Source organism: Agrobacterium sp. O3.4, from assembly GCF_041414895.1.
GTDB lineage: Bacteria > Pseudomonadota > Alphaproteobacteria > Rhizobiales > Rhizobiaceae > Agrobacterium > Agrobacterium cucumeris.
The window spans coordinates 218,569-235,746 of sequence record NZ_JALPZP010000002.1 but is presented as its reverse complement, the minus strand read 5'-3'; the positions used below and the strand labels follow the sequence as shown (position 1 = coordinate 235,746).

Sequence of the window (17,178 nt, the reverse complement as noted above, 5' to 3'; positions counted from 1 at the left end):
GGATTACTCCGCTGCCACGCCCATCTTCATCCGCTCCATGTCCTCAAGCGCACGACGGTACTCAACCGGCATGACCTTGCGGAACTTCGGACGGAACTCGCTCCAGCGGTCGAGTATATCCTTGGCGCGCGCCGAGTTCGTGTAGTGGAAGTGGTTGGAGATCAGCTGGTAGAGGCGCTCTTCGTCGTGGCGCGTCATGTCCTCGGAAACGTCTACACGTCCCTTGTGCATGAGGTCGCCGCCGTGATGGTGCAGCTTTTCCAGCATGTCGTCTTCTTCCGGAACCGGCTCCAGCTCGACCATAGCCATGTTGCAGCGGGTGGCGAAATCACCGGTCTCATCAAGAACATAGGCCACGCCGCCGGACATGCCGGCTGCAAAGTTACGCCCCGTCTCACCGAGAACCACCACGATACCGCCGGTCATATATTCGCAGCCATGGTCGCCGACACCCTCGACAACCGCGACAGCACCGGAGTTGCGCACCGCGAAACGCTCGCCCGCCACACCGCGGAAATAGCACTCGCCGGTGATCGCGCCGTAAAGCACGGTATTGCCGACAATGATTGAGTTTTCCGCGACAATCCGGGCGTTTTCCGGCGGGCGCACGATGATGCGGCCACCCGAAAGGCCCTTGCCGACATAGTCATTACCATCACCCACCAGATCGAAGGTGATGCCACGCGCGAGGAACGCGCCGAAGGACTGACCGGCCGTTCCCTTGAGGGTGACGTGGATCGTATCGTCCTTCAGGCCCTTATGGCCCCAGCGCTTGGCAAGCGCACCTGACAGCATCGCGCCAGCGGAACGGTCGACGTTCTTGATCGGCACTTCGAACACGACAGGCTCGCGGTTTTCGAGCGAGGGCAGCGACTTCTCGATCAGCTTGCGGTCGAGAATATCGTCGATCGGGTGCTTCTGGCGCTCGGTCCAGAAGGTTGCTTCCTTGGGAGCCTCGACCTTGTGGAAGATGCGGCTGAAATCCAGCCCCTTGGCCTTCCAGTGCGCCAGCATCTCATCTTTTTCGAGCAGTTCGGAAGCGCCGATGATCTCGTCCAGCCGGGTAACGCCAAGCGAGGCCAGGATTTCGCGCACTTCTTCGGCAACGAAGAAGAAATAGTTGATGACGTGTTCCGGCGTGCCCTTGAAGCGCTTGCGCAGAACCGGGTCCTGCGTCGCAACGCCAACGGGACAGGTGTTGAGGTGGCACTTGCGCATCATGATGCAGCCCGCCGCAATCAGCGGCGCAGTGGCAAAGCCAAATTCATCCGCACCGAGCAGAGCGCCGATGATGACGTCGCGGCCGGTCTTCAGACCACCATCCACCTGCAGTGCCACGCGTGAGCGAAGGCCGTTCAGCACCAGCGTCTGCTGGGTTTCTGCAAGGCCGATTTCCCAGGGGCTGCCCGCATGCTTGAGCGAGGTGAGCGGCGAAGCGCCGGTGCCGCCATCGAAGCCGGAAACGGTGATATGGTCGGCGCGCGCCTTGGCAACGCCGGCCGCAACCGTGCCGACGCCGACTTCCGACACCAGTTTCACCGAAACATCGGCTTCCGGGTTGACGTTCTTCAGATCGTAGATCAGCTGCGCCAGATCTTCGATCGAATAGATATCGTGGTGCGGCGGCGGCGAGATGAGGCCGACGCCCGGCGTCGAATGCCGGGTCTTGGCAACCGTTGCATCCACCTTGTGGCCGGGCAGCTGACCGCCTTCACCGGGCTTTGCGCCCTGCGCCACCTTGATCTGCAGCATGTCGGCATTGACGAGATATTCCGTCGTCACACCAAAGCGGCCCGAGGCAATCTGCTTGATGGCCGAGCGTTCCGGGTTCGGCTTGCCGTTGAGCAACGGCAGGTAGCGGTCGGATTCTTCGCCACCTTCGCCGGTGTTCGACTTGCCGCCGATACGGTTCATGGCAACGGCAAGCGTCGCATGCGCCTCACGGCTGATGGAACCGAAGGACATGGCGCCCGTCGAGAAACGCTTGACGATATCAGCTGCCGGTTCGACATCATCGATGGAGACCGGCTTGCGGCCGAGTGCTTCCGCTGACTTGACATTGAACAGGCCACGAATGGTGTTCATGCGCAGCGCCGTGTCATTCACCATGCCGGCGAATTCGCGGTAGCGATCCTGGCTGTTGCCGCGCACGGCATGTTGCAGCGAAGCGACGGCATCCGGCGTCCAGGCGTGGCTTTCGCCACGCATGCGATAGGCATATTCGCCGCCGATATCGAGCGTGTTGGCAAGGATCGGGTCCTTGCCGAAGGCCGCCGTGTGGCGCGTCACGGTCTCTTCCGAAATTTCCGTCAGGCCGACGCCCTCGATGGAGGTGGCGGTACCGAAGAAATATTTCTCGACGAATTCCGAAGACAGGCCGATGGCGTCGAAGATTTGCGCGCCGCAATAGGACTGGTAGGTGGAAATGCCCATCTTGGACATGACCTTGAGAATGCCCTTACCAACCGCCTTGATGTAGCGATAAACGACTTCGTCGTCGGACACTTCCTTCGGGAAGGCGCCGTGCTTGTGCATGTCGAGCAGCGTATCGAAGGCGAGATAGGGGTTGATCGCCTCGGCACCATAACCGGCGAGCAGACAGAAATGGTGGATTTCACGCGGCTCGCCGGTTTCCACCACGAGACCGACCGAGGTGCGAAGACCCTTGCGGATCAGGTGGTGATGCACGGCAGCCGTCGCCAGAAGTGCCGGGATCGCGATACGATCAGGGCCGAGCTGGCGGTCGGAAAGAACGATGATGTTATAACCGCCGCGCACGGCCGATTCAGCCCGTTCGCACAGGCGGTCGAGCATATCGGGCATGCCTTCCGCGCCACGTTCCACATCATAGGTGAAGTCGAGCGTCTTGGTATCGAAACGGTCTTCCGTGTGGCCGATGGAGCGGATTTTTTCCAGATCGCCATTGGTCAGGATCGGCTGGCGCACTTCCAGACGCTTGGCGCGGGCAGCACCTTCGTGGTCGAGAATGTTCGGGCGCGGACCGATGAAGGACACGAGGCTCATCACAAGCTCTTCGCGGATCGGGTCGATAGGCGGGTTCGTCACCTGCGCGAAGTTCTGCTTGAAGTAGGTGTAGAGCAGCTTCGACTTGTCCGACATGGCCGAGATCGGCGTATCGGTACCCATGGAACCGATGGCTTCTTGGCCGGTCGTCGCCATCGGCGACATCAGCAGCTTGGTATCTTCGCTGGTGTAGCCGAAGGCCTGCTGGCGGTCGAGCAACGACACGTCGCGGCGCAGCGCGCGCGGTTCCACCGGCTTCAGCTCTTCAAGGATGAGCTGCGTGCGGTCGAGCCAGGTGCGGTAAGGGTGCTTGGCGGCAAGCTCGTGCTTCACTTCCTCGTCGGAAACGATGGAGCCCTTTTCCATGTCGATCAGCAGCATCTTGCCGGGCTGCAGACGCCACTTCTTGACGATGCGCTCTTCCGGCACCGGCAGTGTGCCGGCTTCCGACGCCATGATGATGCGGTCGTCGTCAGTGACGAGATAACGCGCCGGGCGCAGGCCGTTGCGATCAAGCGTCGCGCCGATCTGCTTGCCATCGGTGAAGGCGACGGCGGCCGGGCCGTCCCACGGCTCCATAAGTGCCGCGTGATATTCGTAGAATGCCTTACGCTCGGCCGACATGGACTGGTTGCCGGCCCATGCTTCCGGGATCAGCATCATCACGGCATGGGCCATGGAATAACCGCCGCGCACGAGGAATTCGAGTGCGTTGTCGAAACAGGCGGTGTCCGACTGGCCTTCATAGGAAATCGGCCAGAGCTTGGAAATATCGTCGCCGAACAGTGCAGAGGAAACCGACGCCTGACGCGCCGCCATCCAGTTGACGTTGCCGCGCAGCGTGTTGATTTCGCCGTTATGGGCGACCATGCGGTAGGGGTGCGCGAGCTTCCACGACGGGAAGGTATTGGTCGAGAAACGCTGGTGCACGAGGGCGACGGCGGATTCAAAACGCGGATCGGCCAGATCCTTGTAGTAGGCCCCAACCTGATAGGCGAGGAACATGCCCTTATAAACGATGGTGGAGGAGGAGAGCGACACGGGATAGAAATCCTGTGTTTCCTTGCCGCCGCCCTCGTCATAGATGCGATTGGACAGCACCTTGCGGATCAGGAACAGCTTGCGCTCAAAATCGGCATTGGTCGCTGCTTCGCGCCCCGCACCGATGAAGACCTGAACATGGTGCGGTTCTGTCCCGGCAATATCCGGGGCCTTGGACAGCGAAGAATTGTCAACCGGCACATCACGGAAGCCGAGAAACTGCTGTCCCTCCTCGCCGATGACGTCGACGATGACTTTCTTGTAGTGCTCGATGCGGGACGGATCGCGCGGCATGAAAATGTGGCCAACGGCATATTCGCCAGCCTTTGGCAGCGTCACACCCTGGCTCGCCATTTCCTCGCGGAAGAAACGGTCGGGGATCTGCACGAGAATGCCGGCACCATCACCCATCAGCGGATCGGCACCGACAGCGCCGCGATGCGTCAGGTTTTCCAGAATGAACAGGCCGTCCTTGACGATCTGGTGCGACTTCTGGCCCTTCATATGGGCAACAAAGCCGACGCCGCAGGCGTCATGTTCATTGGCGGGATCGTAAAGACCCTGCTTTTCCGGCAGGCCGCCCGCGAAACGCGCTTTCGCAGAAACGGGTGCGGCCACAGCCGCGGTGGGACAGTCTGTGGTCAGGGTTGCGGCGGCGATCTCTGCCTGCGGCTTGTGCGTCATGTTTGTCCCTCCTGCAAAATTACTTGCATGGTTTCATGCGAAGATCCGGCTCGACCACGAATTCTCGCTTCCAGCAAAAATCGCACTCAACCCGGCTCGATCAAATTTAGGACAGCAAAGCTGTCTCAATTCACGAGGATTTTGGCAGAAACCGGCGGAATTGGCAAGGGTGCGAATCCAATTAGTCAGACCGTCCTTTTGCAGTGAAGTTTCGATACTGACCTATTGCGCGAAACTTTCTTGTCACAAAACCGGCCGAGCTATTGCTTTCATTACCGGATTTGCCAATCGCAAGGTTAGGTCCTAGAACTTTCCCCGTCATCGCTTCACGCAGCCCCAAAACAGACCCTCAGCTATCGGAAAGCCTTCAGAGATGTTTTTTGCTTCAGACAATTGGGCTGGCGCCCATCCGGCCGTCAACGAACGGCTTTCGCGGGAATCCACCCGCTTTGCCGCCGCTTACGGCACCAGCGAACTCGATCTCTCCATCGAAAAGCGCTTCAACGAGATATTCGAGCGCGAGGTCGCGGTGTTTTTCGTCGCCACTGGCACGGCGGCCAACTCGCTTTCGCTGGCCAGCATTGCCCGCCCCGGCGGCCTGACCTTCTGTCATTCGGAAGCCCATGTGATCGAAGACGAATGCGGCGCGCCTGATTTCTTCAGCGGCATGCGCATGGTCGCCGTCGAAGGGCCGGATGGCAAGATGCTGCCGGAAAACCTGATCGAACGTATCGCGCGTTATCCGCAGGACGCCGTTCACCATGGCCGCGCCGCCGCCATCACCATGACGCAGGCAACCGAGGCCGGCACGGTCTATACGCTCGATGAAATCGACGCCATCGCCAGGATCGCCAAGGACAACGGCCTGCCACTGCATATGGATGGCGCGCGTTTTGCCAATGCGCTTGCCGCACTCGGCACCACGCCGGCCGAAATGACCTGGAAACGCGGCGTCGACGTCCTGTCTTTCGGCGGCACGAAAAACGGCTGCTGGTGCGCGGAAGCGATCGTCTTCTTCGATCCCTCGCTCGCCCGGGACTTCTCCTTCCTGCGCAAGCGCACCGCCCAGCTTTTTTCGAAATCGCGTTTCATCGCCGCGCAGTTCGAAGCCTATCTGCAGGACGATCTGTGGCTCGGTCTCGCCGGCCACGCCAATGCCATGGCCAACCGGCTGCGCGCCGGCTTCGGCTCGCTCAACAGCGCCCGCCTCGCCTGGCCGACACAGGCTAACGAAGTGTTCGCCATTCTGCCGAAGGCAGCCGCCGAAGCCGCAACGGCCAAGGGTGCGAAGTTCTATGACTGGCTGGAGCCGCGCGACATGCCGGAAAAGGTCGGCAAGGACGAAATGCTGATCCGTATGGTCACCAGCTTTGCGACGACCGAGGCCGACGTGGACGAATTCCTGTCGATCTGCGCCTCTGTCTGACACAACATTTGAGGGCGCTCCATAATGGCGCCCTCAAACCTCCTGAAGCCGGTAACCGACACCGGTTTCCGTCAGGATATAACGTGGCTGGTCCGGGATTTTTTCGATCTTCTGGCGGAGCTGGCGCACATAGACCCGCAAATATTGCACGTCGGTCAACTCGTCCCACGCATGCTCAAGTAAAAATCGGTGCGTCAGCACCTTGCCCGCATGCTGCACCAGAACCCGCAGAATATCATACTCCTTGGGCGAAAGTTTCACCTCGCGGTCCTCCACCTTGACGATGCGCCGGACGAGATCGACCGAAAGATCGCCGGTTTGGAATACCGGTCTTTCCCCCTGGCTCTGCAGGCGGTGGCGCAGGGCGACGCGGATGCGGGCGACAAGCTCGTTCATGCCGAAGGGCTTGCTTATATAGTCATCCGCCCCCAGTTCCAGCGCCTTGACGATACCTGCCTCATCCGTGCGGCTGGAGAGAATGATGACCGGCAACGCCAGTCCTTCGCCACGCCATTTCGCCAGCAGATCATGCCCCGACATGTCAGGCAGGCCCAGATCGAGAATGACGAGATCGGGCTTGTCCTGCTCGACGAGCTCCATCGCCACCTTGGCATTCATGGCCTCGCTCACCGCATATCCTTGCGTCGACAGCCCCACCCGCAAAAGCTTGCGGATCGGCGGTTCATCGTCGACGATCAGAATGCGGACGGCGGAATTGGTCATTCCCGATCTCCCTTAGCGGCACGACAAAGCACGTGAATGATTCTCTTCTGAAATCGCGCCCTAATCATGATCTAGCACGGGAGCGTCAGGGGAAGCGGGCAGGCTTATGATAAATTGCGCGCCTGAGCGACCTGACCTGTTCTCCGCCCGGATCGACCCGCCCATGGCCTCGATGAAACCCTTGCAGATGGATAGCCCGAGACCCGTGCCGGCCTGCACATGGTCCACCTTGCGCACCCGGTAGAAACTGTCGAACACCCGCTCCGTATCATCAGGGGGGATGCCCGGCCCCTCATCCGCAACGGACAGGAGGACATGCCTGCCCTGTCGCCACCCTCTGATCTCGATGGCCGTCTGTTCAGGTGCATATTTGGCTGCGTTGTCGATCAGATTAAACAACACCTGCTCGAAAAGCACCGGATCGACCTTCAGCATTGGCAGATCGGAGGGAATATCGAGAACGATCTCATGCCGGACAACGATTTTCGCCGCGCGCGAAAGCGCCGTGCCGACCATATCACCAACAAAATGCAGCCCGTAATTCGGTTCCATCGCACCTGAGCCAATTCTTGTCATATCCAGCAGATTGGAGATGAAACGGTTCAGCCGCTCGGACTCCTCAATGATCGTCGAAAGTAACTCAGTGCGCGCATCTGGCGGAATGTCGTCGGCAAAATCCTTGAGCGTTCCGGCAGACCCCAGAATGGCGGCAAGTGGCGTCTTCAGGTCGTGGGAAATGGAGGTAAGGAGAGCGGTGCGCAGCCGGTCGGTTTCCGCCGCGAGCCTTGCCCGGTCAACATCCGAGACAAGCTGGATACGTTCAACGGCAAGCCCCGCCTGATCGGCCAGTGCATCGAACAGCCGCTGCTGTTCGGGTGTCAAAAGCGGGCCAACCCGGTCGTCATCCAGCCCCACCACGCCGATGGCGCCACTGCCGGTGCGCAACGGCAGATAAAGGCGCTTGGCGCCCGGCAGCGTATCCGCGCCGCGACCCGTGGCTCTGTTATGCTCCCATGCCCATTGCGCAGCGGCAATATCGGCATCCGCCAGCGTATCATCCGGCGGATACCCCGCCTTGACGGTAATCGTATTGTTTTCCGGCAGCAGCAGAACGACCCGGACCTTCAGCATCGAAGCCATCTGGTAAGCGGTTGCCCACAGCACATCATCCAGCGTGCCCGTGCCTGCCAGTTTTTTCGAGAACAGATAGAGGTCCTCTGTCGTGCGTGCCCTCGCCCGCGCCGATGCCGCCTGCCGCTGCACCGCGACGGCCAGATTGGAGGCAACCAGGGCCACCCCGAAATAAAACAGCAGCGCCACGACACTGTCCGGCGCGCTCACCGTCAGCGTGTAACGCGGCTCCAGAAAGAAGAAGTTGAAGGCGAAGGCGCCAAGCAGCGAGGCATAAAGTGCCGGCCCCAGCCCGCCGCGCACGGCCGCAGCCAGAACCGCCATCAGGAAGACCAGCGCCAGGTTCCGGACGTCGAGCATCTGGTCCAGCCCGATGCCGACAACGATAGCCACCACCACCAGTAGCGTACTGCTGAGATAGGCCTTGATCCGATTGCCAAGGCGCGGAGATGCCTGCTTTACCGTCGGTGCCGACTTTTCCGCCGTCTTGTCGCCGGAAATGACGTGGACGCTGATATCACCCGCATGGTCGATCAATTCATGGGTGAGCGAGCGCTGAAACAGGCGCTGCCACCAGTTCTTTTTCGGACGGCCGATGATGATGTGAGTGAAATTATTGGCATTTGCATAGGCGATGATCTCGCGTGTCAGATCAAGCGCCGGCAGGGTTACCGTCTCGCCGCCCAGCTTCTCGGCAAGCCGCATGGTGCCGGCCAGCCGGTCCTTCTCCGTCTCCGACAATTGCTGCGAACGTGGCGTATCGAGATGCAGCGCCGTCCATGGCGCGCGCAGCCGGTCTGCCTGCCTTCGGGCATAACGCACCAGACCCGGGCCATTGCCGCCGTGGTCCAGACAGACCAGAACCCGGTCTCCCGCGGCCCATGGTCCGGAAATGGCGTGCGACTGCATGTGGTTGAGCAATTGCTCATCCACCCGCTGCGCCGTGCGTCGAAGCGCCAGTTCACGCAACGCCGTCAGGTTGCCGCGCGAAAAATAATTCTCGATGGCGCGCCGCGCGGTGCGGGGCATGTAAACCTTGCCATCCTGCAGGCGTTTCAGCAGATCGTCGGGGGTGATGTCGATGATTTCGACATCGTCGGCCCTGTCGATGATGCTGTCAGGCACGGTTTCTCGCACACGGATGCGGGTGATCTGAGCCACCACGTCATTCAGGCTTTCGACATGCTGGATGTTCAACGTCGTATAGACGTCTATTCCCTGTGCGAGGATTTCTTGAACATCCATATAGCGCTTGGGGTGGCGGCTGCCGGCGGCATTGGTATGGGCAAGCTCGTCGACCAGCACCAGCGCGGGGCGGCGGGCGAGTATCGCATCGAGATCCATCTCCTCCAGCATCTGACCGCGATAATCGATGCGCTTGCGGGTGATCACCTCCAGCCCTTCGACCAGCGCCTCGGTTTCGCGGCGGCCATGGGTTTCCACGACGCCGATGATCGTGTCGACGCCATCCGCAAGCTTCGCACGGCCGGACATCAGCATTTCATAGGTCTTGCCGACGCCGGGGGCTGCGCCTAAAAAAATCTTCAGCCGGCCCCGTGCCTCGCGCCGGGCATTTTCCAGCAGCGCATCGGGCGACGGTCGGCTCGGCATATTGCTGATATCGTCAGGCATATAACCCACCAGTGGTCGAAGCTATGGCTTCCGAAGAAGCCATAGCCATTTCAGTTCATGAGCCGGCTGCGTCAAGAGCCATGTTGAGCGCCAGTACATTTACGACGGGTTCGCCCATGAAGCCCAGTTCCGATCCCTCGACATGACGCTCGACAATGGCACGCAACGCGGTTTCATCCATGCCCCTTGCCTTTGCGACGCGCGCAACCTGAAAATAGGCGGCCTCAGGCGAAACATGCGGGTCGAGACCGCTGCCCGATGCCGTCACCAGATCGGCCGGCACTTCGGCTGCCGGGTTTTCGGCTTTCGCCGTCTCATAATCCTGTTTCACCCGGTCGATCAGCTTGGCGCTGGTCGGGCCAAGATTGGAGCCGGAAGAGGAGGCAGCGTTATACCCGTCACCAGCGGCCGACGGCCTGCCGTGGAAATATTTCTCACCGGTGAAGGCCTGTCCGATCAATTGCGAACCCACCACGCTGCCGTTTTTCTCGATCAGGCTGCCATTGGCCTGAAAGGGAAAGAGCGCTTGCGCAAGGCCCGTCATGCCCAGCGGATAGGCAAGGCCGGTGATGGCGGTGGTGGCAAGGATCAGCACCAGTGCGGGACGAAACTGTCTAAACATTGTCTTTACTCCTCAGGCAAGACCAAGCGCCGTAATAGCGAGGTCGATGGCCTTGATGCCGATAAAGGGAACGATGATGCCGCCGAGGCCATAAACGACCAGATTGCGCGACAGCAGCGCGCCGGCGCCGATCGGACGGTATTTGACGCCCTTCAACGACAGCGGGATGAGTGCGATGATGATCAGCGCGTTGAAGATGATGGCGGAAAGGATCGCGCTTTGCGGCGTCGAAAGCCCCATGACGTTCAGGACGCCAAGCTGCGGATAGAGCACCAGGAACATCGCCGGGATGATGGCAAAATATTTGGCGATATCGTTGGCAATGGAGAATGTCGTCAGTGCGCCGCGCGTCATCAGCAACTGCTTGCCGATCTCGACGATCTCGATGAGCTTGGTCGGGTCGCTGTCGAGATCGACCATATTGCCCGCCTCGCGCGCCGCCACCGTGCCGGTGTTCATGGCGACGCCGACATCGGCCTGCGCCAGCGCCGGGGCGTCGTTGGTGCCGTCGCCGCACATGGCGACGAGTTTGCCCTTCGCCTGCTCCTCGCGGATCAGTTCCAGCTTGTTTTCCGGTGTCGCCTGGGCGAGGAAATCATCGACGCCTGCTTCCGCCGCAATGGCAGCCGCCGTCATCGGATTGTCGCCGGTGATCATGACGGTGCGGATGCCCATGCGGCGAAGCTCGGCGAAACGTTCGCGAATGCCGCCCTTGACGATATCCTTCAGCTGCACGACGCCAAGCAGTTTTCCATCGCGCACCACGGCAAGCGGCGTGCCGCCAGCCTTGGCGATCTCTTCCGCGATAGCACGGATCCCACGCGTGGCATCGGTTTCGGTTTTGACGGCCAACGCCGCATTGCCCTGTTGCGCAACGCCGCCATCGACATAGGACAGCACGGCATCGACGGCACCCTTGCGAATGGAGGCGCCCTCAAAATCGACGCCGCTCATGCGGGTCTGGGCGGTGAAGGGCACGAAGGTGGCATGCAGCTTCTGCATGTCGCGGGCGCGGATGCCGTATTTTTCCTTGGCGAGAACGACGATGGAGCGGCCTTCCGGCGTCTCATCGGCAAGCGAGGCAAGCTGTGCGGCATCGGCAAGCTCCTGTTCGGAAACGCCGGCGATAGGCCGAAACTCGGTCGCCTGCCGGTTGCCAAGCGTAATCGTGCCGGTCTTGTCCAGCAGCAGCGTATCGACGTCACCTGCCGCTTCGACGGCGCGGCCGGACATGGCAAGCACGTTGAAGCGCACCAGCCTGTCCATGCCGGCAATACCGATGGCGGACAGAAGAGCGCCGATGGTTGTCGGGATGAGCGTCACGAACAGCGCCACCAGCACAATGATCGGGATGGAGCCGCCGGCATAGGTCGCGAAACTTGGAATCGTCGCGGTGGCCAGAACGAAGATCAGTGTCATCCCCGCAAGCAGGATGTTGAGCGCAATCTCGTTCGGTGTCTTCTGGCGCTCGGCACCTTCAACCAGCGAAATCATCCGGTCGAGGAAGGTGGAGCCGGCAGCAGCGGTGATGCGCACCCTTATCCAGTCCGACAAAACCTGCGTGCCGCCGGTGACGGCCGAACGGTCGCCGCCGGATTCGCGGATAACCGGGGCGGATTCACCTGTTATCGCTGCCTCGTTGACGGAGGCCACACCTTCAACGACTTCGCCATCGGAGGGGATGATATCGCCGGCTTCCACCAGCACGACATCGTTGACCTTCAGGCTGGTGCCCGCCACCATCTTGTACTGGCTGCGGTCATCGCCGGTCAGCAGTTTCGCCTGGGTTTCGGTGCGGGTCCGGCGCAGCGAATCCGCCTGCGCCTTGCCGCGCCCTTCGGCAACGGCTTCGGCAAAATTGGCAAACAGCACGGTGAACCAGAGCCAGAGGTTGATCTGGAAGGAAAAGCCGAGATTGCCGCTGCCGATGATCAGATCGCGGATGAAGAGCACGGTCGTCAGCACCGAGACCGTCGCCACCACGAACATGACCGGGTTGCGGGCAAGCGTGCGCGGATTGAGCTTTTTGAATGCGGCGGCAATGGCCGGCACGAGAATGCGAGAATCGAGGATGCTCGCTTGTTTGGACTGGCTCATGAAGAGGCTCCAGCGTTTGAAACAGGGCGACCGATAAGGGTCGATCAGCCCGTGAGAACTTCGAGAGCGACGACGGCGGCGAACAGGGCCGCCATCATCGCAAGAATGAGATTGGACGCGCACCAGCCGCCGGGACCGGCGCTCCTTTTGACGGGAGCACCAGTGCGGACAGGAAGGTTGCGGCGGTATCGAGGGGTGTCATTGGTCATCGTGCCACCTCAAAAGACCTGGCCCGCGGCCATCACCAGGTGTTCCGCCACCGGACCAAGCGCCAGCGCCGGCAGGAAGGTGAGGCCACCGACAATCAGGATCGTGCCGACGAGCAGGCCGACAAACAGCGGACCATCCGTCGGGAAGGTGCCGGCCGATGCCGGAACGGTCTTCTTGGTGACCAGCGAACCGGCAATGGCCAGTGCCGGAATGATCACCAGAAAACGCCCCATCAGCATGCCGAAACCAAGGGTAATGTTGTACCAGGTGGTATTGCCGGTGAGACCGCCGAAAGCCGAGCCGTTATTGGCAGCTGCCGAAGTATAGGCATAGAGGATTTCGGAGAAACCGTGCGGTCCAGCCGTGCCGATCGACGCCACCGCCGATGGCAGGACCGTCGCCGTGGCGGTGAAAGCCAGCATGGCGAGCGGCAGGCAGAGAATGGCCAGAATCGCCATCTTCATTTCCTTGGCCTCGATCTTCTTGCCGAGATATTCCGGTGTGCGGCCAACCATCAGACCCGCCACGAAGATGGCGATGATGATGAATAGCAGAATACCGTAAAAACCCGCGCCGACACCGCCGACGATCACTTCACCCAACTGCATGTTGATGAGCGGGACGAGACCGCCGAGCGCCGTGAAACTGCCATGCATGGCGTTGACCGCGCCGCAGGACGCGGCTGTGGTGATGACCGCAAACAGCGACGAAAGCGCCACTCCGAAGCGAACTTCCTTGCCTTCCATATTGCCGCCCGCAAGACCAAAGCCGTGCATCAGCGGATTTCCGGCCGCTTCCGCCCAATAGGTGACGGCGACGCCGGCGATGAACAGAACGCCCATGGCCGAAAGGATCGCCCAGCCCTGGCGCTGGTTGCCCACCATGCGCCCGAAGACATTGGTGAAGGCCGCCCCGATCGCAAAGATCGAAACCATCTGGATCATGTTGGAAAAGGCATCGGGGTTTTCAAACGGATGCGCGGAATTGGCGTTGAAGAAACCGCCGCCATTGGTGCCGAGCATCTTGATCGCCAGCTGCGATGCCACCGGCCCGACCGCAATCGTCTGCTGCGCACCTTCGAGCGTTTGTGCCGTGACATAGGCACCGAGCGTCTGCGGCACGCCGAGCCACACATAGACAAGGGTCAGGACGATGCAGAGGGGCAAAAGCACGTAGAGCGTCGCACGGATCATATCCACCCAGAAATTGCCGATGGCCTTGCCCGAAGCGCGCGAAAAGGCGCGGATGAGGCCGATGGCAATTGCCATGCCCGTGGCGCCGGAAACAAAATTCTGCACGGTCAAACCAGCCATCTGGGTCAGATAAGACATGGTGCTTTCGCCGCCATAATTCTGCCAGTTGGTATTGGTGACGAAGCTGACCGCCGTGTTGAACGACAGTTCCGGCCCGACGGCCGGCATTGCCTGCGGATTATAAGGCAGCACGGCCTGAAAACGCATCAGCGCGTAAAGCAGGGCAAAACCGAGGAGGTTGAAGAGCAACATGGAGAACGCATAGGTCGTCCAGTGCTGTTCCTCGCGCTCGCTTGTTCCGGCAAGGGCATAAAGGCCGCGCTCGACGGGTGCAAGAACCGGTGAAAGCAGGGTGCGTTCACCACTAAAGACACGCGCCATATAGAAGCCGAGCGGCTTCACCAGCGCAAAAATGATCCCGCAAAACAGCAGAATCTGAAACCATCCATTGAGGGTCATTGTATTGGACTTTCAATAGCCGCCGCTTCCCGATCAGAAGCGTTCGGGGCGAATGAGAGCATAGGTGAGATAGGCGGCGATAAAGACGGTGACGGCACCGCTGAGGACATAGTCGAATATCATCGCAGCCTCCGTCTAAAGCCGGTCGCAGGCGCGCGTATAGGCAAAGCAGAGGGCGAAGAACACCGTCGCTGCGCCGATCAGAACAAGGTCCATCATGATGGGACTCCTTTTTTCCACGAGGAGCCTGACAGGAAGAAAAGCGCCGCCATGTGGGACGTCGCTTTTCATTCTTTCTGGCTCAGGAAGGGAACACCATCCCTTCCCGAACAGAAGAATGCACCCGAACCGCATAAAGGTTCGAGACGGCCTCAGAGGGAATAAAATAGGAATCCTATAGGAATTTCGATGCCCGCAGACGCGGGCACCGCTGCCGTTTCTTAGAGAGAAAGCGGCTCGCCGAAAGCGGAAACGATGGTTTCCGCGGTGCTTTTGCCGGCCAGCAGCGCCGCCAGCAGAATGCGGGCCTGGCCCGGGCGAAGTGTGGAAGAATGCACGGCACCGGCCGCGACAAGGTCATGTCCGCCACCGCCGCCGCCATAACTTGCGACAAGACGGCCTTCCGGCACACGGCTGGAAACGACGACAGGGACGCCACGTTCCGCGCAGCGTTTCACCGCCTCGGCAATATCTGGATTGGCGTTACCGGATCCGAGCGCCGCAAGTACGATGCCTTTAGCCCCCGCCTGCAGGCTAGCGTCGATATGGGTGGCGTCACAGCCGGGATGGATGGCGACGATATCAACCCTGATATCGGCGACGGGAGCAGCAAGGTTTGGCGCTGAGGCCTGAAGTACCGGTCGCGCCGAGCGAAAGGCGTCCGCCGCATCCGCACTCAGCTTGTAAAGCCCCCAGGCCGGCAGACAGCGACCGCCGAAGGACAGAAGCACGCCCTTTGCGGCATTCTGCGGATCGAGCGCCGTTTCTATCGCCTGCACCAGATTGGCCGGTCCGTCCGCATCCGGGTGGTCCGCCGTAAACTGTGCACCGGTGAAGACCACCGGCTTGGTGAGACTATTCTGCAAATTGACGAGTAGCGAGGATTCTTCCATGGCGTCGGTGCCATGCAGAACAACGACGCCCGCCACCGCGGGGTCGTTAAGTTCCAAGCCTACCGCATCGCTGATGCGCTGCATGTCTGCCAATGTCAGGCTGGAGGAATCCTTGGCCATCAGATCGACCGGCTTCAGCCGGGCGCTGATCTGCGGCACCAGCGACAGCAGGTCCTCGCCGGAAAGACTGGGCGTACTGGCGCCATCGGCACCACGCCGGCTGGCGATGGTGCCACCGGTGGCGATGACCGCCACCAGTGAAGTTTCACCCTGCCCGCTCAATGCGACGGCCCCGCGCCAGCCACACGTTCAGCCGCCAGACGGTGGATACGGTCGCGCAGCAGATACCAGCCAATAATCAGCGCCGGGATGATGACCAGCAAAGACGCGATGGTCCAAGAGCCGACGGGATAATCAAACGCCATCAGCACAAGTACGCCGAACAGGAAGATGAGCGTGAGAATGCCGGTGTAAGGCGCGCCGAACATGCGGAAATCCGGGCGCGCCAGTTCGCCGCGCTGCGAAAGCTGCCAGAGCTTCAGCTGGCAGAGCACGATGACGGCCCATGCGCAGATGATACCAAGTGCCGAGAGGTTAAGGGCAATTTCGAAGGCCGAAGCGGGAACGACGGCGTTCAAGGCCACGCCGAGAACGGTGACCACGGCGGTGACCGCAATGCCACCATAGGGCACGCCGGCCTTGTTCATCTTCGCCAGCGCTGCCGGAGCCGAGCCGGAAACGGCCATGGAGTGCAGAATGCGGCCGGTGGAATAAAGACCGGCATTAAGCGAGGAAAGCACGGCGGTCAGAACCACGAGGTTCATGATCACATCGGCACCCTCTACGCCGATGGAGCCGAAGAAGGTGACGAAGGGGCTCTCACCGGCCTTGTAGGCGGTATAGGGCAGAAGCAGCGTGAACAGCAGCACCGAACCGACGTAAAACACCACAAGGCGCAGAACGACGGCGCGGATGGCGCGGGGCATGACCTTGCGCGGGTCTTCGGTTTCACCCGCCGCCGTGCCGATCAGCTCGATCGAGGCATAAGCGAAAACGACACCCTGAATGATGACGAAGGCCGGAAGAATGCCGTTCGGGAAGAAGCCGCCATTATCGGTAATGAGGCTGAAGCCTGTGACATGGCCCTCGATGGGCGTGCCGAAGATGACGAAATAAACGCCGACGACTAGAAAAATTGCAAGCGCCAGAACCTTGATTAGGCTGAACCAGAATTCAAGCTCGCCGAAGACCTTCACCGACAGCATGTTCATCGCCAGCACGACCAGAAGCGCCGTCATCGCGAAGACCCATTGGTCGATGCCCGCCAGCCACGGAACATATTGCTTGAAGAAATTCATGTAGAGGGCAACGGCGGTCACATCCGCCACCGAAGTCATCGCCCAGTTCAGCCAATACATCCAGCCGGCGGCAAAGGCCATTTTCTCGCCGTAGAACTCACGGGCATAGGATACGAAGGAACCGGAGCTCGGGCGGTGCATGATAAGTTCGCCAAGCGCGCGCAGGACCAGAAACGCGAAGAAGCCGCAGAGCGCATAAACAAACACCAGCGCCGGACCTGCCTGCGCCAGCCGGCCGCCGGCGCCAAGAAACAGGCCGGTGCCGATCGCGCCGCCAATGGCGATCATCTGGATCTGACGCGGCTTGAGGGCCTTGTGGTAACCGAGGTCCTCTTCGACGAAGACCTCACGTTCGGCAGGCGCCGTTTTCCCAGAATGCATGGATTTATCCTCCCGATAAACTGCT

The 17,178-nt window shown here is 60.6% G+C and carries 12 protein-coding genes; 1 reads left to right on the top strand and 11 read right to left on the bottom strand.

The genetic code is table 11. The features are described from left to right. Positions 1-3: 3 nt before the first annotated feature. Positions 4-4,749 (bottom strand): glutamate synthase large subunit, encoded by a 4,746-nt coding sequence (gltB, locus tag M0412_RS13755; RefSeq protein WP_269698975.1) that lies wholly within the window; start codon positions 4,747-4,749, stop codon positions 4-6. Between the two features lie 373 nt (positions 4,750-5,122). On the opposite strand from gltB, the gene M0412_RS13750 reads away from it, so the two are divergent. After that, positions 5,123-6,175, top strand: coding sequence for a low specificity L-threonine aldolase (locus M0412_RS13750; protein ID WP_142841583.1), 1,053 nt, complete (start codon positions 5,123-5,125; stop codon positions 6,173-6,175). A 33-nt stretch (positions 6,176-6,208) separates the two neighbouring features. On the opposite strand, the gene M0412_RS13745 is transcribed toward M0412_RS13750, so the two are convergent. The 10 genes from M0412_RS13745 to M0412_RS13700 all read right to left on the bottom strand — a co-directional run bounded on the left by M0412_RS13745 (position 6,209) and on the right by M0412_RS13700 (position 17,153). Next, positions 6,209-6,898 (bottom strand): response regulator transcription factor, encoded by a 690-nt coding sequence (locus tag M0412_RS13745; protein WP_142841584.1) that lies wholly within the window; start codon positions 6,896-6,898, stop codon positions 6,209-6,211. A gap of 60 nt (positions 6,899-6,958) precedes the next feature. Then, positions 6,959-9,661 carry a sensor histidine kinase KdpD gene (locus M0412_RS13740; RefSeq protein ID WP_269698974.1) on the bottom strand — a complete coding sequence of 901 codons (2,703 nt, stop codon included), beginning with the start codon at positions 9,659-9,661 and terminating at the stop codon, positions 6,959-6,961. Between the two features lie 55 nt (positions 9,662-9,716). Further along, positions 9,717-10,283, bottom strand: coding sequence for a potassium-transporting ATPase subunit KdpC (kdpC, locus tag M0412_RS13735; RefSeq protein ID WP_269698973.1), 567 nt, complete (start codon positions 10,281-10,283; stop codon positions 9,717-9,719). Between the two features lie 12 nt (positions 10,284-10,295). Continuing rightward, the gene (gene kdpB, locus M0412_RS13730) at positions 10,296-12,380 is read right to left on the bottom strand and encodes a potassium-transporting ATPase subunit KdpB (RefSeq protein ID WP_269698972.1); all 2,085 of its coding nucleotides are present in this window, start codon (positions 12,378-12,380) and stop codon (positions 10,296-10,298) included. A gap of 44 nt (positions 12,381-12,424) precedes the next feature. Then, positions 12,425-12,589, bottom strand: coding sequence for a hypothetical protein (locus M0412_RS13725; protein ID WP_174031935.1), 165 nt, complete (start codon positions 12,587-12,589; stop codon positions 12,425-12,427). Between the two features lie 9 nt (positions 12,590-12,598). Then, positions 12,599-14,302: a potassium-transporting ATPase subunit KdpA gene (gene kdpA / locus M0412_RS13720; protein WP_269698971.1), complete on the bottom strand. Its 1,704-nt coding sequence runs from the start codon at positions 14,300-14,302 to the stop codon at positions 12,599-12,601. 33 nt (positions 14,303-14,335) lie between these two features. After that, positions 14,336-14,425, bottom strand: a complete 90-nt coding sequence (kdpF, locus tag M0412_RS13715; RefSeq protein ID WP_035226808.1) for a K(+)-transporting ATPase subunit F — start codon at positions 14,423-14,425, stop codon at positions 14,336-14,338. 12 nt (positions 14,426-14,437) lie between these two features. Beyond that, positions 14,438-14,593, bottom strand: a complete 156-nt coding sequence (locus tag M0412_RS13710; RefSeq protein ID WP_156316058.1) for a hypothetical protein — start codon at positions 14,591-14,593, stop codon at positions 14,438-14,440. Positions 14,594-14,742: 149 nt separating this feature from the next. Beyond that, on the bottom strand, positions 14,743-15,696 hold the full coding sequence (locus tag M0412_RS13705) for an asparaginase (protein WP_269698970.1): 954 nt from the start codon (positions 15,694-15,696) through the stop codon (positions 14,743-14,745). Beyond that, a complete protein-coding gene (locus M0412_RS13700; RefSeq protein ID WP_269698969.1) occupies positions 15,693-17,153 on the bottom strand; it encodes an amino acid permease in 1,461 nt (486 codons plus the stop codon). Before M0412_RS13700 ends, M0412_RS13705 begins: the two co-directional genes overlap by 4 nt. Positions 17,154-17,178: the final 25 nt, after the last annotated feature.